Raw genomic sequence first — 16,441 nt, 5'->3', positions numbered from 1 at the left:
CGCTCACTACAAGAGCCTCACGCTGTAAGGCTATGGGTTCACCCGCGCCACTTTTTCAGATCCACAGATCATTCGTGGCCGTACGTTCACCGCCTTCATGGCCGGTATTCAAGATGCCCCGAGGCTCAATCATCATCAGCTTCGCCTCACCCTCGGCGGCGGTCCGATGTTCAACGCCACGCGGGACCACATACAGCTCGCCCGCCGCCACATACACCGGACCTTCCGGCAGATCGATACGCAGCGTCCCTTCCAACACCAGGAACGCTTCGTCGGTTTCCGGGTGTGAGTGCCAGATGAACTCCCCTTCGATGCGCACCACCTTGAACTGGTAGTCGTTCATTTCGGCGACGACCCTGGGGCTCCACTGCTCGTTGATGAGCGACGCCTTTTGCGCAAGGTTTACCGCTTGTGCCGGGTGCTGTGATGTAGCCATGACCCATCCTCTGGTAGGTAAGAGGGCCAGACTATCGAGGCAACGAGGCGCCTGGCTTGTACGATCCTGCACGTCGGCCGTCTAAAGCTCGGCCCATTGCCGTCGATGACCTGAACCCGCCAATCAAGGATCGACCTACTGTGTGGGGTAAAAATAAAGCCGTGCAGGTGGTTCAGTACCGCCTGCGCGATTCAATCCCTGTAAAAATCAGCATGCCCACGACCATCGCCAGGGTGAACACCAGCACCTGCCATTGCCCCGTCAACAGCAATGCCACTGCCGGTCCGGGACATAGCCCCGCAATCGCCCACCCCGTGCCGAACACCAGGCTGCCCAGCACGAGGCGGCGGTCGATGGTGCGTTGCGTCGGCATCTGGATCGGTGCGCCCAGCAGCGAGACCTGACGATGCCTCACGACGTAAAAGGGCACGCTGCTCACCATCAGGGCGCCGAGCATGACCAAGGCCAATGAAGGGTCCCACTCGCCGGCGAGGTCGAGGAACGCGAGCACCTTCGCCGGGTTGGTCATGCCGCTGAGGTGCAGCCCCAGGCCGAAGATCAGACCGGCGATCAATGCAGTGAATTTGCGCATGCTCAGGCTCCCAGCAGGTGGCGGATGAAATAGACACCGGCGAACCCGCTGCCCATGAAACAACCGACCGCGACCAACGAACGCAGCGACCACCGCGAAAGCCCGCAGATGCCATGCCCACTGGTACAACCGGCGCCATACCGCGTTCCAATCCCCACCAGCAGCCCTGCCAGCACCAGCGCGTAGCCACCGGCCTGGAACGATGACTCAGGCAGCTCGGCAAACAACGACCAGATCCAGGGCGAGACCAGCAGCCCGATCACAAACAGCAGTTTCTCCCCCCGCCCCTCGCCGCGCCTGGAGAGCAGGCTGCCAAGCAGGCCGCTGATACCGGCGATGCGGCCGTTGAGCAGGATGAACAGGCCTGCGGACAAGCCGATCAGGGCGCCGCCGAGCAGGGCGGTCCATGGGGTGAAGTGGGTGGAGAGGGTCATGGTGGGGCCTGGGTGTGTGAGGACTACATGCATCGATACCACAGTTTTATCCCCAACCCCAACGGGTGAAGACGCGCACTCACACCTTGGCCGTATGCACCTTGGCCAGGCGCAGGCGCCAATCGCCGGCATGGCGCAGGTGGCATTCTTCTTCGGAGTCGAAGTGGACGCAGCGTTCCATGGGCGCGCCGTGCACGTCGGTGTCGTTGAGTGCGGCAGCAGTCAGCTCACGCATGCGTGTGTCTGCCCCTGTCGAGAGGGCGTGCTCCTTGTTGGCGCGGCTGTCGAACACCCAGATCACCCGCAGGCTCTGGGGAAAGGCGCTGTAGTCGACGGTGTGGGTCAGCCAGTCGAAGCCGGGGATTTCAGTTTTGGCGATTTCGCAGGCGTCGGTGAGGGTGGCGATGAGGCGACGTTCAATAAGCGGGCGCTTAGCATTACGCATGCTGTCGATTCCATTCGTAAGGTGAGCGATTTGAACATCCACGGGGCTTATTCTTTGCTGTCTTCGCAGACGGCTTTCAGGCCCAGGATAGTGGTGGGGGTCTGGCCGATGTGAGTGGTTGTGCTCACGACCATATTGGCGCCGGTGTCACCGACCAAGTGGTAGGGCCTGCCGTTGCAGACCTTCGCGGCTTTTTGATTGATATTTTCCAGCAGGCCTTCCCGGGAGTTAAAGATGCTGCCATGGCTGGTGATCATATATTCGCCGGGAGCCACTTCGTTGGCGCCGGTGAAGGTGCAGCCAGTCAGGGTTGCGGTGATGCATCCGAGCAAGAGAAGTTTTTTCAAGTCCGTGATCTCAAGTAAGCGGGTAATGGCCGGCGAATATTACAGCAAGGTCTTGCGCATCGATGCGTCAAACGCATGCTTCTGTGGAAATTGAAAAAGGTTCAAACTGCCGATCTGTTTGTTTGAACCGTTTGTGGCCCTGCGTCACGCTTGATACGCGATGTTTGGAGCGCAAATATGCTTGCCGCACTCAATCAAAATCCCCCGGTTGTCCTGGTCCCCACTCAACAAAGCGATTTGGACGATCTTGTCGCCATTCGAATTGAAGCCATGCGTGAAAGCCTGGAGCGTGTCGGGCGATTCGACCCAGTACGCGCTCGCGAGCGGTTTGCCAGCGGTTTTGATGCCCGCTACACACGTTATATCGAGGTCTGTGGAGAGAGGGTTGGTTTTGTAGCGGTTCAGCGTCACTCCAATGAATTTCTGCTCGACCACTTATATGTAAGACCTGGCGCGCAAGGATTGGGGATCGGCGCTGCCGTGCTCATTCAGATTTTCAAAGAGGCGGATAACGCTGCACTCCCTATTAAAGTGGGTGCTCTTAAAGAAAGCGCGTCGAATCGCTTTTATACCCGCCATGGCTTCCAATTTGTCGAAAGCAGTGAATTCGACAATTATTATGTTCGCCGGCACATTGCGGTGGCGGGGCCGGCGGGCTAGTTGGCTGGACCCGCGCGTGGAGAAGCCAGGCTCACGCCAGCCTTCAAACAGAGGCCCCCGTTTGCTGCGCGACAGCGCTACGTCGAAGCAGTAGTGGGACCTCCCTCGGCACAAGGGGGAGCGTTTGCCTTGGTCAGTTCGCTGCTGCTGTCGCATGCAGCGGTTGGAAGGCTTGGTTTGGTGTTGGTCTGCTTACTGCACGCTCGTTATATCTGCCAACAGTTGTTCGAGCCCTTCAGGCGTTGAATAGAGGTTTTCCAGCGCCGCGACCTCGGCCAGTTGGCCTGGCGAAAGGGCCTTTTCTTCGTGCTCAAGCTGGGCGCGCATGTCTTCTTCATTTTTCGGCAGCTTGCGCCTCAATGCTACGCGCAAAAGCCCGCACGCCTTAAGCTTGTTACGTTCGAAACCTCGGCCGGTGTCCATCTGCACAGCGAGGAGGGCGGTTGCAAACGCGTGTCCTTGCGCCGCAGCCTTGAGCAACCATCGGTTCGCTGTCGGGTAGTCGACCGGTATTTCATCACCCTTGCTGTAGAGGTAGCCGAGAATGAACTGCGCATCGGCCCGGCCTTGCTCGGCAGCACGGGTATACCACTGCACTGCGGCGGGTACATCCTTGGGTGTGCCGCGACCACTGAGCATCGCGACGCCCATCATTTCGTAAGCCTTGGCATTGCCGCTGTCGGCTGCCTGAGCAAGTAGCTTGACCGATCGCTCAAGATCGACCGGCGCGCCTCTGCCTAGTGTGTAAAGCGTTGCCAACTGTATGAGTGACTCGGCATCTCCTTGAGCACTGCCCTTGCTTGCCCATGCGAACGCCTGCTGATCGCTCGCCTCAACGCCATCACCTCGGTAGTAAAGCCTGGCGAGGTCTCCTTGCGCTTTGGCATGCCCTTGTTCGGCGGCTTTTTGAAACCACATGGCTGCCTGGGCGAAACTCCTGGGTTGATCCTGGCCTGCAACATTGGAAATACCCAGGAAATACTGGGCATCCGGGTTTCCATGCTCGGCCGACCGAGTGATCCACTCCAGGCCCTTGGAATGATTCACCGCTACGCCGCGCCCGTAGTAGGTGAAAATACCGGTTTTATACTCCGCGACGGGTTCGCCGTTTTCAGCAGCGCGCAAATACCACTCTGCCGCCTTGACCGGGTTTTTATCGACCACCAGGCCTTCGTCGTAGAACGCACCCATCAGCAGCGTGACGCTGTGCGGACTGCGCCATACAGTGATAGCGAACGTGATTAAAAGATAGGCCAGATAGCCCAGGAGCAACGCAACCAAAGGAACGACAAACCGGCGCAATTTCGAATCCATTCGTGAGGTGTGGGTGAGCAGTGTAGCGATGCTCACGCGCCGGTACATAGATGCGTTTCTACAACAGGTTTAACCGCGTTCGGCGCTGCGAACCAGCGGCGCATGTGCAGGCCCATGTAGGCGTTGATGGCGATGGTACATCGCGCCCAGCAGGGCAAATTGCGCCGTGATGGGTTGGTCGGGGAGCATGAATTACGGAAGGCATGCAGTGAGGGTCTGGATCGCTTTCGGGTTACTTGAACCTGTTTTGATTACTCGCTTACCGGAGGGCAGCTTTCGAGCGAGCTAGCCGGTAGCTGTGGGTAGCAAACGACCTTAAGCTGAGCTTCGCGAAGGTAGAGATCGGCCAGAAGTGGATGCTTGCGAAATATGGGTTCGAATGCCCAGAGCCCCCCTGACGGCACTCCAAATTTTCTGCTTCAAACCTCAGGGATTTCATTAGGCGAAATCACATTGCCATTCCAGCCAATTCTAAAGATGCATAAAATGCATTTATGCAAAAAAATGCATTGATGCATAATATGGATGAGTATACAGTATCTCTGCTCGCCGACGTCATGCTTCGCGATAACCTCAGGCGGGCGAGGTACACGAAGCAGCGAAGGCTGGAAGCCTTCAAAAATAGGAATACTGTCGATGAATGGACCAGACGACTTAACCAAAAGGAAATGGTAATGACAATAGAGCTCGGAGAATCCAGAGTGACAGCCCCGGCCTTGATAGGGGCGTTTAACTTCAATCTTAGAAGCGATAATCAGCCACTGAACTTCTTCCCTCCCGCTACTCGCATGGACCTCCAAAGGCGAGATGTAATAAATGCGTTCACAAGCAAGTTTCAAAAAGAAATTGATGCCGCGCATACTGAAAACATGCAGAAAATCGACAGTAAAATCAAAAAGGATGTAGAGAGTGAGGGAGGTTCTAATGAGTCAATGGATGCAACAACTCCAGAATCAACTGTAACAAAAGAACATGTGATTCATGTAAAGCTATACTACAACTCTAAAGCAGAAGAAAAAAACCAAGCAGACAAAGCAGCGTCGCTGAAAGTCGGCCCGGACCTTAAAGCTTACTACTCTGTTTCTGATGTGTTTCCGGATAATAAATACCAAGATGCAGCAGTCCGAAAGCAACGGCTTATTGATTGGGCTTTAGGCTATGAGGCCCTTCGGCTCGCTCAGGTCTATGCAGAAACAGCCAGGCGTTTGAAAGCGGCAGCAGATGCATTGGCTATTATTCAGGCCGAACAAGCACGCCTAACCGCCGCAAATGAAGCTGTTCGGAACGCCAATACGTTCCGTGCACCGGGCTCTGCATCTGCTGCCGGCTCGCTGTTTATGACTTCCGCCGGAACCGTGACGGTCGTTGAAGCCGCAGCGCTCACTCTACAAGCGGCTATTCGTGCAGCTATTAGCGCTTTGGGCGGAGTTGTTGCGAGTGTTGGGGCAGGCCTTGTTGTTGGGGTTTCAGCGCTCTTTTACTCGTCAAAGCTGGCGAATGGCGAACTGTCGGAGCGTTATGCTTTCAGTACCCCAGTATCGGACCTGATTCCTGACTTTGAGCAAGATCTGAATAGCGTTGCTGCCACAGGTGGCACCGTTGATTTGGCTTACCGCATTAGCTCAAAAACTGCTGCCGATGGGCGGTCAGAGGTCTTTGTAGTCAAGACTGATGGCGTGACGGTTCCGTCAAAGGTCAGGGTGGTGGCGGCTCGTTATGATGCGGCACAGAAAGTCTATAGCGCTACGACAGCGGATGTACCTCCACGGACTCTAACCTGGACGCCTATTGTCAACCCAGGGAATAATTCAACGACTTCGCCTACTGAACAGCCTGTGCCAACAGTTTACACTGGCGCTACGGTGACTCCGGTGGAAGGCCGTATTGACGCTTTTCCTGCAGTTACAGAAGCGAGTTTTGATGATTTTATTACGGTCTTTCCGGCGGATTCAGGTCTGCCACCGATCTATACGATGTTCCGGGATCGGCGAGAGGGTGCAGGTGTTGTAACAGGTGTTGGTCAGCCTGTGTCGGGGAACTGGTTGGGTGCTGCATCGCAAGGTGAGGGGGCTCCCATTCCATCACAGATTGCTGATCAGCTTCGCGGGAAGGAATTCAAGAATTTCAGGGAGTTCCGAGAGGCCTTCTGGAAAGCTGTTGCTAATGACCCAGTACTTGTTAGAAATTTTAATAATCTTAACATAGCTGGTATGCAAGATGGTCTATCCCCATTTCCGCCTAAGACAGAGCAGGTAGGTGGTAGAGAGAAATATGAGATTCATCACGTCATTGGTGTTGGCCAAAAAGGAGCTGTTTATGATATCGATAACCTCCGCATTACGACTCCCAGACTTCATATCAGCATTCACTCGGCAAAAGGGCTTTGAAAATGGCTATTAAAACAATTCCAGAATATTCGGAAAGTGAGTTTTTGAGCTTGATCAATTCTTTAGTTGATCATAGTCTAAAAACTGAAAAAGATAGGGATGCGGTAATTCAGGCTATTGTTGGTGCTGCAGAGCATCCGGACGGTACAGATATTATTTTCTATCCTCCTGAAGGAGCCGAGGATACGCCAGTGGGTATTCTTAAAAGGATTAAAGAGTGGCGAGCTGCTAATGGCAAGCCAGGTTTCAAAACCGCTTAATTAAATCAACCATAGCCCGATCACCGATCTTTATTCGGTGATCGGGCTTTCCGTTTTTTGAAGGTGCAGCATATTTTATTGCAAATCCGGTTGCGACAAAATGTATTACCGAAAAACCGGGGAGGAGTTTCCCTCCCGAACATCGCAGCGTCACTCCCCCACTTTCTGTGTCCTAAGTACGCACGAACAGCAAGTCGGTTGGATCAAATATCCACGGTCATTAGAATAGCCCTCCCAACGAGGCGGCCTCCCCGTTCATGATCATCAACTCACCACTCACCACTCACCACTCACCACTCACCTCGGCCTTACCTTGCCGCTGGTTAGAGGTTGTGCATTGAGTATCGACAGTTTCAAAATGAAAGCCCTCTAACACCTGCCTGAATCGCCCTTAGTTCCATAGACGCCTTCAAGCTTCAAGGAAGGGCTGCTAACCCTGTATAGCTGTGCGCTATTGGCAGTAAGTGGCCCGTCACAAATGACGGCTAATGGGTGTGAACTTGATCTTAAATGCAATAGAAGGTCTAGATCGGCCCGCCGGCTTATCCGCGACCATTCCTGCGACAGTCGTTCCCGCATGAAGCCTATGTGGTGAGGTAGGACGTCACAATGTCTTCAAGCATGCCCACCAGTTCAGGATCCATGTAGCGGTAATCATCTGGAATATCGAGAGAGTGGAGCCGTTTGTGTTCAAGAAGGCGGGCGTATTCAGCCTGAAGACGATTAAGGTGTTTGTGTTCCATGACAAAGATCACATCAGCCCAGCGAATATCCGCTGGGCTGATAGTTTTACGTGCATTTGGACTGGTTCCTGCTGAACGGGCATTAAAGCCGGGACGACGGCGCCAGATCGCTTCCGCAGTAGGGCTACGCCATTGATTACGGCTACAGACGAACAGGAGGTTAGTCACTCTTGATCCAGTAGTTGGCGGGTTGTGCGGATGGGATAGCTCATCCCGAGTTGGTGTGCTCTGTACAGTTTGGCTGCGCGGGTGTACATCAGTTTCCAAAGTTTTTATGGCTTGAACTCCAGCGGACGAACCGTATTGTCGCCTCTGCATTTAAGGGCCTGCATACGTCTCCAGGCGCGGGTTCTTTTCATCGTTATATCCTCGTGAGTACCGGGTTCAGCAGCCGCAGTAATACGAGTTGGAAATATAGTAAACGTGAATCGATGCAGGGGCTAGATAGGTTGAGCGCTTGATACTAGCAGCAGCTAATGACTGTAGGCGGTCTCAGCGCCAAACAGCCAACTTCTGCCGGTGCCGAAAGGCTGCTCTGGGTCGGTTTCTTCCATCCACGACCGGCTGAAAGCGGCCGATTGTGTTGAAAAAATCAGTTTTTCCAGGCTACCTGCATGCTGACTGTAAGCGTCCAGTCAAGTCATCTACCGATCCAGCTATCAGCACGAGGATGACTGCTTGCCGCCCATGCCGTAAGGTTCGCTACCAAAATCGCCACAGCCTTCCAGTGGTGGTAATACAGCAAGGAGAGCGAACAATGAACACCTTCAAATCATCAGTTCAAAGCGTAGCTGCGGCCATAGGCCTCATCGCAGCAGTGACAGTCGGTGGATGCGTGATGATCCCTTACGACACGCCGGAATCAAAAGCCCAAATCCAGCGCGATCTGAAAATTGCACCATCGGATATTCAAGCCGTGTCGGAAACGAACTGGTGCTTGTTCCCATATGGAAGCGAAGGCAGCTGCAGAGTTACTCAAGGCCTGGGAGTGTTGACCAGCAAAGGCCTGATCCTTAGCCTCTACAACAACCAAACCTACACTGAAACCGCACGCATCCTCCCAGAACAAGTGCAGTGCGTGAAGACAGTTGGTGGTCGCACTGGAGTCGAACCGTTCGTTGTATTCACCAAAGACCGCGCGATCATGCTCGCCGTCATTACGCCGGGCGGGCAAATGAATGTGCCTGTGAAAGTCAGTTTCTTTGATTATCTGACGAAGCCAGGGCAGCACGTCTTCACTGGGACGGATGGCGGATATGTGCGCAAGTCGGGTCGACAGCAAACCGTAGGCGGAATGGTGTCAGGCACTGCCGTCCCGTGGCATACAACACTCGACGTAACCGAGGTTTTTAACCCTTGCCCGCAGGTTACAGATTAACGAGGAGTGTTGCGCTCCCTCGCAAGCGGTGCGCGCATGCCGAAGCCCGTAGGTGTGAAGGATGAATGCCCGAAGGGCCGAGACGCCCCGGCGGCTCGGCTCGAGACCGCTTTTGGCCGACAGCTGGTGGTCACCAATGGCAGCTATTGGTCGAAGATTAGCGTAATCCCAGTCCCTGGGCCTGTAGGCAAAGGACTGGGAAGTCCTTGCTCAGGCTTCTTGGTAAAAAGATATCGTCTCTTTCAGCGAGGCTGAAAACTCATAGATCTCGTCGAGTGAGTTGATAGGGTGGCGCGTTTCAACTTTGTCCTTGTCGAAAATCCCAAGATATTTTTGGCTACGATTGAAGTGAAGTCTCGCGATAGGTTTGCGGTTGTTGTCGTCTAGAAGGATGCCGAAGTAGCTCTGGGTGTCTCTGCTGGCTATGCGCTTTGCATCTATGACGGTCCGGACAATCGCTTTGATAATATGAAAACCTTCCAGCTCCTCCATCGTAGTCAGAATACGATCTTCAGGCTCTTCTTGGGCTTCAGCCTGATTTTCAGCGACGACCGATTCAGCGAGCGTGGGAAATGTGGCTTTGCTCATTGCTGACTTCAACCTATCGTTGATTTGGTCACTGAGAAACTGGGCTGCGGCTTTCCTTGTGAGCAGAGTAAACTGATCTCGAACTTTTTGGGTGATGACTCCTTCGTAGACTCGCGATGCGAAGAAGCGAACGAAATCATCATCAGGCTGGGTGAACTGCTTAGCCATTTCCTTTTTTATGTTGCCCACGTACTTCAGTTCGCCTGCGGCATTGATGATCGAATCAACGTCGAAAGCGGACTTCGTAAGCTTTTGAAGTTCAGGGATGACGTGCTCATCAATGTTAAGCAAGTCGATCTCTAGAAACGGCTTTTCATCCATTTTGTTTGGTGCATCAAGATCAGTGTAGAACCGATAAAACCTGCCATTTGTAAGGATGGAAATTCGTGCAGTGGTGACATGAAAGTATCGGAAGAGTTGGCTCGCATGGTTGATATTGAGCGGCTCGCCGACTTTTTTAGTTTCGATCAATATCTGGATTTGACCATCTTTCAAAATCGCGTAATCAATCTTTTCCCCTTTCTTCGTGCCCACATCGCACACGTATTCGGGAACCACTTCGGAGGGGTCGAACACATCATAGCCCAACACGGTATGAATGAATGGCATGACGAAAGCAGTTTTCGTTGCTTCCTCCGTTTGTATCGTCGACGCTAACTGATTAACCTTCGCTGACATTGCATTTAAGCGTTCTACAAAATCCATTTCCCTGCTCCGTTGCACGTTCACCCGATCGGGGTCGTAGAGGCGCAACGCTACTATGCCTAAATCCACTTCTGCTACTGGCATTCCATCCACGCTGGATGCTTGGACAGGGTGATGACATTTGGGCAACTGCTATGGCGCTCGGAAACGCCTCTGATTCCCTAACATATTCGAACGACTCCTTTTGGCCGTTCTCTGCCAGTCGCGTGAGACAGAATGCGACCCAATATAGATAGTCCGTGTCGAACGCAACAAACCGTCGGGATGAATTACTCCCCGGATTGCAAGCGCTCGATAGCTTCGAGAAGCTGGCCGTCGAAGTACTCGGTTTCATCTCGTTCCTGGTCTTTCATGCGGCGCTTCGCCTCGATGAGCAGGTGTTTGGTCGCGATGTTCTGATTCAAAAAAGTAGCGACCATAAGATCATTCAAACTCTCTAGAGGTGTGTCCCATGCCTCCCTGCAACGCTGAATTAGTCCTGTAGAGGCATCCCCACTCCATGGACCTAAAATATCCGAGACTGCCAGGGTGGAGATCATGAGCCTGCCTTTGAGAGAAATTGAAGGGCTGGTAATTTCGCACGCTCGGGAGATTGATGAATAGCGAAATCGAATGCCCACTTCTGGCCGATTGTGTTGAAAAAGTCGGTTTGCCCGAAGCGCTCGAATACTGATGGGTGAAAACACCTCTTTTGCACGTTGCTACGTGAAATCTGAATCGGCCTGGGTTTTCTAGCCAGTCTCCAAGCTCGATGTGTAACGCTTTTCAAACTCTACCGATGACAGCAGCTCAAGCAATAAGTGAGAAGAATAGGCGTGTAAAACACAGCTTCCACAACCGACGGGGTCTGTTTCAGGCTCGGAGTTGAAAACAACCTGAAAATTCTTGGTATGGTGCGAGAAGGCTGTCTCTACTTAGGACAAAAAATGATTTCGCATGTATTCATCGGAGTGAATGACTTCAGTCGAGCGCTTGTGTTTTACCAAGGGCTCATGCAGATCCTCGGACTTGATCTCAAGTTCACTGAACTTGAACGCCCATGGGCTGGTTGGAAACACCCGGAGACTGAACGCCCTCTTTTCGTGGTGGGCAAACCGTTCGGCGGCGAATCTGCGACGCCAGGACATGGGCAAATGATTGCTCTGCTGGCACCTAATCGACAGACCGTAGACAACGCCCATGCCTTGGCGTTGGCATTGGGTGGAACATGCGAAGGCGCTCCCGGCCTGCGACCCGAATACCACCCGAATTTTTATGGCGCGTACTTTCGAGACCCTGAAGGAAACAAGCTTTGCGTCTGTTGCCACGATCCGGAGTAGGTCACGTGTAGGATCTGCAAAAAGGGATGGATTTATTTGCAACTTTGTGGCGACGCAGGGTTACCCACTAATGCAGACGGAAAGTGAATTAGGGATGAAATCGGCCCTTTTGCGTCCGTACCGGTCTACCATACCTCCCCGGGAGCGGTTCTATGCGCTGCCGTTCCTCTGTTTTTAAGGCATCCCAATGACCATCGACCAAATCTCCCTCCCCAAAGGCGTGGGCCCTCACGCCGCCAAGCTCCTCGACGCCATCACCGGCGCCGCCACCCATGAAGAACTCAACCGTGCTGGCGGCAAGGCTGAAGGTTTTGTGCTCGGTCTGGAATCCACCAAAGCCATCAAGAGCCAAATCGCCGAGTCGTTGTATGTGGCCTATGACGACGCGGCGAGTAATCGTTCCAGTGAATTGAAGGGCTAGGCATTAACCGGAGCAGGGCGCTTCGCGGTCGAGCAATTTGGCAGTGAGGAGTACGCCCAGCTCGCTCAGTTGGTGGATAGCGAGGGCGATGTCGCGGTGTTTGCCGGACAGGTCTTCGGACAAGTCGAGCAGCAGCGTGCTGACTGAGGCGAAGGTTTCGTAGCTGTTGGTGATGAGGGTTTCGTTGCTGGCGTCGGGTGAGACGCTGAAGAGAGCGGTTGAATCAGGTTTGACTTGAGACATAACGATATCCAGATGTGGGCCGTCACCTCGTCGCTACTAAACAAAAAGGTGGCAGCTGTACGCAGGTTAGTAGACCGGTGGATATCAAAGCCGGCGCGCCCGGAGGCGCCCTACGCACAGCCACCATCAAGCACAGACGCAATGTCTGACTGATGACGCTCATGCACTTTTTGATACCCAGCTCAGGCTACTAAACCCGATCACCGAGAGATTCGGCGACCGAGCCACCTTAGAGACGGCCACCTCAGCGCACAAGCCGGCGGATTCTGACGCAAGCGTAGGCAAGGGAGCAAGGCACGGTGGCTGCGCGGCTCACACCGTAAGACTTAATAACCATCCCGCCGCGCCGCTTCCTACAACCACCAGCCACGGTGGCAGTTTCCACACCATCAGCGCCACCAGGCCAATCAGTGCCAGGGCGACGTCCTGGGCGGTGAAGATGGCGCTGGTCCACACCGGTTGGTACAGCGCCGCCAGCAACAGGCCGACCACCGCTGCATTCACGCCCGTCAGGGCGGCTTGGGTGCGCGGGCTGCGGCGCAGGCCTTCCCAGAAAGGCAGTGCGCCCATCACCAATAAAAACGATGGCACGAAGATCGCCAGCAGGCAGAGCAGGCCGCCGAGCCAGCCGCTTGGGGCTTGGGCCATCGAGGCACCGAGGAAGGCGGCGAAGGTGAACAACGGGCCGGGCATGGCTTGAGCGGCGCCGTAACCGGCGAGGAACACGTCGTTGCTCACCCATTGGCGGGGCACGACTTCGGCTTGCAGCAAGGGCAGCACCACGTGGCCGCCGCCGAATACCAGTGAGCCGGTGCGGTAGAAGGCGTCGGTCACGGTCAGGGTTGGATTGGGCATCAACTGGGCGAAGATCGGCAGGCCCGCGAGCAATAGCACAAACAGCGACAGCCACATCGTCCCGACGCGACGGCTGATGGTCACGGGCAGGGCGTCGTGCGCTGCAGGCGATGTGGGTTTGAATAGCAGCAGACCGGCTACGCCCGCGACGAGGATCACGCCGACCTGGCCCCACGCCGACGTTTGCAGCAGGGCCATGCAGGCGGCGAGGAGCATCACGGCCACGCGCGGGGCGTCGGTGCACAGGTTGCGCGCCATGCCCCACACGGCCTGGGCGACCACGGCGACGGCCACGACTTTAAGGCCATGCAGCGCGCCGGACGGGATGGCGGTGCTGTGCCGGGCGATGCCCAGCGCCAACAAAATCAGCACCACGGCGGACGGCAAGGTGAACCCGAGCCACGCCGCCAACGCGCCGCCATAGCCCGCGCGTGACAGGCCGAGCGCGATGCCCACCTGGCTACTGGCCGGGCCGGGCAGAAATTGGCACAGCGCGACCAAATCCGCGTAACTGCGTTCGCTCAGCCAGCGCCGCCGTGTCACGAATTCCTCGCGGAAATAACCCAGGTGCGCAATCGGACCGCCAAAGGAGGTAAGGCCCAGGCGCAGGAAAATCATGAACACCGACCAGGGATTTTCGCGGCGATCAGCGGGGGAGTGGGCCAAGGTGGTCGGTCTCGATGAGGGCAGGGCATCGAGGCACCTTAGCGAATTTTGATGACGTGAAGAAGAGGCGCCAGCGGCAGCGCTCAATGTTGTACCGTTGCTCCCCAGGACCGTACCGATGACGAAGGAGCCAGCATGACATTGACGGTCGAAACCCTGCTCGAACTGGCCATGGCCAACCCCATTAACGCCGAAATCACTGCGCGCCTGCCTGACCTTGGGGTGGACCAGTGCATGCTCACGGCGGGCTGCCTGTTCCAGGCGGTATGGAACCATCAGGCGAATCTGCCTGCCGATCAGGGCGTGAAGGACTACGACGTTTTTTACTTCGATACCGACGTGTCCTACGAGGCGGAGGACGCGGTGATTCGTGCGGCGGACGAGCTGTTCAAAGACCTGGGCGTCAATGTCGAGGTCAAGAACCAGGCACGGGTGCACCTTTGGTACGGTCAGCGCTTTGGGCGGCCTTATCCGCAGTTGCGTTCGGCCCGCGACGGGGTCGATCGTTATCTGGTGGCCGGTACGTGCATCGGCTTGGAGATTGCCACGGGCGAGGTGTATGCGCCGTATGGGTTGGACGATGTGGAGCTGGGAATTTTGCGGATTAATCCACTCCATCCGGAGCAGGCGTTGTTTGAGCAGAAGGCGCGCAGTTATCAGGCCCGGTGGCCTTGGCTGAGGATTGTAGGGGGTGGGGACGCCTGAATGCTTTGGCTGGGGGCGCTGCGTTATCGTTGGTGATTTTCGCGAGCAAGCTCGCTCCTACCGTTGATTTACGCTGAACTTTTACGTGGGTGCTGCACGTCCAAGATTCAAACCATTTCCGCCAAGGACAGACGATGACTTTCTTTATCTTCCTGCTAGCCTGCGCCGCAGCTGCCAGTACCGGCATTATTTTCAAGCCCGGCGCCTGGTACGAATCCCTGGTTAAACCCAGCTTCACTCCGCCCAATTGGCTGTTTCCGGTCGCGTGGACGATCATTTACCTGCTGCTGGCCTGGGCCGGTTATCGCTTGAGCCTGATCCCCGGCAGCCAAATGGTGCTGGCGCTGTGGGCCGCGCAAATTGCGCTGAATACCTTGTGGACACCGGTGTTTTTCGGCGCGCATCGCGTGCTCGCCGGGATGGTGATCATCGTGCTGCTGTGGATCACCGTCGCCGCCATGGTGGTATTGGCCGTGCGCCTGGACCTGATCACCGGCCTGATCCTGTTCCCGTACCTGGCGTGGCTGTGTGTGGCGGCCGCGTTGAATTTCTCGATCCTACGCAATAACCGCTGATGGCCCACCAACCTTGGCCCGCCAGCGAGGCGGAACTGGCCCAGATGCGCCGCTTCAATCAGAAGCTCGCCTGGCTGCCGCGCTTCAAGATCCGCAACCGCATCACGCCGCGGTTGATCCAGGCGCTGCTGCGCGTCAGTCAAACGCTCAAGCGCGCCGCACCGGCTGAAAGCAGGGTTGTCGACAACGTCCCCGTGCGCATCCTGCGGCCAGGCGGCAAGCCCAAGGGCGTAGTGCTGGATATCCACGGCGGCGGCTGGGTGATCGGCAATGCGCAGATGGACGACGACCTCAACCTGGGCATGGTGCGCGCATGCGATGTGGTGGTGGTGTCGGTGGATTATCGGTTGGCGGTCGACACGCCGGTCGAGGGGCTGATGGCGGATTGTTTGGCCGCTGCGCGTTGGTTGCTCAGTGCCGATGAGTTTGCCGGCCTGCCGGTTATCGTCGTCGGCGAATCGGCCGGTGGGCATCTGGCGGCGGCGACGTTGCTGGCCCTCAAGCAATGGCCTGAACTGCTCAAACGTATAAGCGGCGCGGTGTTGTACTACGGCGTTTATGATCTGGCCGGTACACCGAGTGTACGCGCTGCCGGGCCGGAGACGTTGCTTTTGGATGGGCCGGGGATGGTGGAGGCGTTGCGCATGCTCACGCCGGGGCTGAGTGATGATGAGCGCCGGCAGCCGCCGCTGTCGCCGTTGTATGGTGACTTTGAAGGGCTGCCCCCGGCGTTGATGTTTGTGGGGGAGTTGGACCCGCTCAAGGATGACACACTGTTGATTGCAGAGCGGTGGCCCAGGGCGGAAGTACACCTGTTGCCGGAGTCGGCCCATGGGTTTATTCATTTTCCGGTGGCGATGGGGGGACGCGTGCTTGCCTATAGCCGAGAGTGGATTACTCGGCTCATCGATGTTTCATCTTATGCAGGCGGAAAGTCTTCGTAGGATTTTGGAAGGTAGCCCCAAATTCTCAGAACGTCGGCTCGCACTTCAAACTCGAATCCAATCTGCGCGACGACCTTCGATATTTCTTCGGTATGGTCAATGTATGTTTGTGGGAGTAGCACTCCCAAAGAGGGCGCTGCTTGCCACAAGCCGATGTCGAACCATTCGACGTAAGCAAATGGGAACGGCAAGTGGTAAAACCACTCCACGTCCCATTCCGAAATATGGCCGGTGATGGATTTGGAACGATAGGACGGCTGCCAACCGCTACGCTGGCGGAAGTGGGTGATCAGCTCGTTCCACTTGGTATTGTTCGCTGCACTTGCCAGGTTTCTTGCCGCTACGGTGGCCTGGATGATCTTCCGGCTTTTATCATTCTGTCGGGCGCCGGGCCCTGGTAGTTCACTCATATTCATCCCTGTCG

General features: G+C 55.7%; 21 protein-coding genes. 9 read left to right on the top strand and 12 right to left on the bottom strand.

What is annotated here, in order from left to right; genetic code table 11:
- Nucleotides 1-55: 55 nt before the first annotated feature.
- The 5 genes from ACHPFG_RS21740 to ACHPFG_RS21720 all read right to left on the bottom strand — a co-directional run bounded on the left by ACHPFG_RS21740 (nucleotide 56) and on the right by ACHPFG_RS21720 (nucleotide 2,254).
- A complete protein-coding gene (locus ACHPFG_RS21740) occupies nucleotides 56-436 on the bottom strand; it encodes a cupin domain-containing protein (RefSeq protein ID WP_431700373.1) in 381 nt (126 codons plus the stop codon).
- A 172-nt stretch (nucleotides 437-608) separates the two neighbouring features.
- Nucleotides 609-1,028, bottom strand: a complete 420-nt coding sequence (locus ACHPFG_RS21735; protein ID WP_431700372.1) for a DUF6691 family protein — start codon at nucleotides 1,026-1,028, stop codon at nucleotides 609-611.
- A gap of 2 nt (nucleotides 1,029-1,030) precedes the next feature.
- The gene (locus ACHPFG_RS21730) at nucleotides 1,031-1,462 is read right to left on the bottom strand and encodes a YeeE/YedE family protein (RefSeq protein ID WP_131699772.1); all 432 of its coding nucleotides are present in this window, start codon (nucleotides 1,460-1,462) and stop codon (nucleotides 1,031-1,033) included.
- Between the two features lie 79 nt (nucleotides 1,463-1,541).
- The gene (locus ACHPFG_RS21725; RefSeq protein WP_431700371.1) at nucleotides 1,542-1,907 is read right to left on the bottom strand and encodes a hypothetical protein; all 366 of its coding nucleotides are present in this window, start codon (nucleotides 1,905-1,907) and stop codon (nucleotides 1,542-1,544) included.
- Nucleotides 1,908-1,954: 47 nt separating this feature from the next.
- On the bottom strand, nucleotides 1,955-2,254 hold the full coding sequence (locus tag ACHPFG_RS21720) for a hypothetical protein (RefSeq protein WP_339542720.1): 300 nt from the start codon (nucleotides 2,252-2,254) through the stop codon (nucleotides 1,955-1,957).
- Nucleotides 2,255-2,431: 177 nt separating this feature from the next.
- Between ACHPFG_RS21720 and ACHPFG_RS21715 the strand changes: the two genes are divergently transcribed.
- Nucleotides 2,432-2,914 (top strand): GNAT family N-acetyltransferase, encoded by a 483-nt coding sequence (locus ACHPFG_RS21715; RefSeq protein WP_431700370.1) that lies wholly within the window; start codon nucleotides 2,432-2,434, stop codon nucleotides 2,912-2,914.
- Between the two features lie 192 nt (nucleotides 2,915-3,106).
- Here ACHPFG_RS21715 and ACHPFG_RS21710 read toward each other — a convergent pair whose 3' ends face one another.
- Nucleotides 3,107-4,276 (bottom strand): tetratricopeptide repeat protein, encoded by a 1,170-nt coding sequence (locus ACHPFG_RS21710; protein ID WP_431700369.1) that lies wholly within the window; start codon nucleotides 4,274-4,276, stop codon nucleotides 3,107-3,109.
- A 446-nt stretch (nucleotides 4,277-4,722) separates the two neighbouring features.
- Here ACHPFG_RS21710 and ACHPFG_RS21705 point away from each other — a divergent pair, with 446 nt between their 5' ends.
- Entirely contained in the window at nucleotides 4,723-6,615 is a 1,893-nt protein-coding gene (locus ACHPFG_RS21705) for an S-type pyocin domain-containing protein (RefSeq protein WP_237683164.1), read from the top strand.
- A 2-nt stretch (nucleotides 6,616-6,617) separates the two neighbouring features.
- Nucleotides 6,618-6,875 (top strand): bacteriocin immunity protein, encoded by a 258-nt coding sequence (locus ACHPFG_RS21700; RefSeq protein WP_167656380.1) that lies wholly within the window; start codon nucleotides 6,618-6,620, stop codon nucleotides 6,873-6,875.
- A 584-nt stretch (nucleotides 6,876-7,459) separates the two neighbouring features.
- Here ACHPFG_RS21700 and ACHPFG_RS21695 read toward each other — a convergent pair.
- Entirely contained in the window at nucleotides 7,460-7,786 is a 327-nt protein-coding gene (locus ACHPFG_RS21695) for a low molecular weight protein tyrosine phosphatase family protein (protein ID WP_167656379.1), read from the bottom strand.
- Between the two features lie 589 nt (nucleotides 7,787-8,375).
- Between ACHPFG_RS21695 and ACHPFG_RS21690 the strand changes: the two genes are divergently transcribed.
- Entirely contained in the window at nucleotides 8,376-8,996 is a 621-nt protein-coding gene (locus ACHPFG_RS21690; protein WP_431700368.1) for a hypothetical protein, read from the top strand.
- Between the two features lie 210 nt (nucleotides 8,997-9,206).
- Here the strand turns inward: ACHPFG_RS21690 and ACHPFG_RS21685 are convergent, their stop codons facing one another.
- Nucleotides 9,207-10,289 (bottom strand): type I restriction endonuclease, encoded by a 1,083-nt coding sequence (locus tag ACHPFG_RS21685; RefSeq protein WP_034069245.1) that lies wholly within the window; start codon nucleotides 10,287-10,289, stop codon nucleotides 9,207-9,209.
- A gap of 269 nt (nucleotides 10,290-10,558) precedes the next feature.
- Nucleotides 10,559-10,828: a hypothetical protein gene (locus ACHPFG_RS21680; RefSeq protein ID WP_167656377.1), complete on the bottom strand. Its 270-nt coding sequence runs from the start codon at nucleotides 10,826-10,828 to the stop codon at nucleotides 10,559-10,561.
- Nucleotides 10,829-11,215: 387 nt separating this feature from the next.
- On the opposite strand from ACHPFG_RS21680, the gene ACHPFG_RS21675 reads away from it, so the two are divergent.
- On the top strand, nucleotides 11,216-11,608 hold the full coding sequence (locus ACHPFG_RS21675; protein WP_131699761.1) for a VOC family protein: 393 nt from the start codon (nucleotides 11,216-11,218) through the stop codon (nucleotides 11,606-11,608).
- Nucleotides 11,609-11,795: 187 nt separating this feature from the next.
- Nucleotides 11,796-12,029, top strand: coding sequence for a hypothetical protein (locus tag ACHPFG_RS21670; RefSeq protein ID WP_131699760.1), 234 nt, complete (start codon nucleotides 11,796-11,798; stop codon nucleotides 12,027-12,029).
- 3 nt (nucleotides 12,030-12,032) lie between these two features.
- Here ACHPFG_RS21670 and ACHPFG_RS21665 read toward each other — a convergent pair whose 3' ends face one another.
- Nucleotides 12,033-12,272: a DUF6124 family protein gene (locus ACHPFG_RS21665; RefSeq protein WP_431700367.1), complete on the bottom strand. Its 240-nt coding sequence runs from the start codon at nucleotides 12,270-12,272 to the stop codon at nucleotides 12,033-12,035.
- A gap of 312 nt (nucleotides 12,273-12,584) precedes the next feature.
- The gene (chrA, locus tag ACHPFG_RS21660) at nucleotides 12,585-13,745 is read right to left on the bottom strand and encodes a chromate efflux transporter (protein ID WP_431703506.1); all 1,161 of its coding nucleotides are present in this window, start codon (nucleotides 13,743-13,745) and stop codon (nucleotides 12,585-12,587) included.
- A gap of 183 nt (nucleotides 13,746-13,928) precedes the next feature.
- Here chrA and ACHPFG_RS21655 point away from each other — a divergent pair, with 183 nt between their 5' ends.
- The 3 genes from ACHPFG_RS21655 to ACHPFG_RS21645 all read left to right on the top strand — a co-directional run bounded on the left by ACHPFG_RS21655 (nucleotide 13,929) and on the right by ACHPFG_RS21645 (nucleotide 16,017).
- On the top strand, nucleotides 13,929-14,498 hold the full coding sequence (locus ACHPFG_RS21655) for a nucleotidyltransferase family protein (RefSeq protein WP_431700366.1): 570 nt from the start codon (nucleotides 13,929-13,931) through the stop codon (nucleotides 14,496-14,498).
- A gap of 134 nt (nucleotides 14,499-14,632) precedes the next feature.
- Nucleotides 14,633-15,073, top strand: coding sequence for a tryptophan-rich sensory protein TspO (gene tspO / locus ACHPFG_RS21650; protein WP_131699756.1), 441 nt, complete (start codon nucleotides 14,633-14,635; stop codon nucleotides 15,071-15,073).
- A complete protein-coding gene (locus tag ACHPFG_RS21645; protein WP_431700365.1) occupies nucleotides 15,073-16,017 on the top strand; it encodes an alpha/beta hydrolase fold domain-containing protein in 945 nt (314 codons plus the stop codon). The genes tspO and ACHPFG_RS21645 overlap by 1 nt, the downstream gene beginning before the upstream one ends.
- On the opposite strand, the gene ACHPFG_RS21640 is transcribed toward ACHPFG_RS21645, so the two are convergent.
- Nucleotides 15,993-16,433: a DUF6678 family protein gene (locus tag ACHPFG_RS21640; RefSeq protein ID WP_431700364.1), complete on the bottom strand. Its 441-nt coding sequence runs from the start codon at nucleotides 16,431-16,433 to the stop codon at nucleotides 15,993-15,995. The two genes, ACHPFG_RS21645 and ACHPFG_RS21640, sit on opposite strands and share 25 nt — an antisense overlap.
- Nucleotides 16,434-16,441 lie beyond the last annotated feature (8 nt).

The organism is Pseudomonas sp. BR20 (assembly GCF_050780135.1).
Taxonomy (GTDB): Bacteria; Pseudomonadota; Gammaproteobacteria; order Pseudomonadales; family Pseudomonadaceae; genus Aquipseudomonas.
The sequence above is the reverse complement of the archived record's forward strand: the minus strand, read 5'-3'. Positions and strand labels throughout refer to the sequence as shown.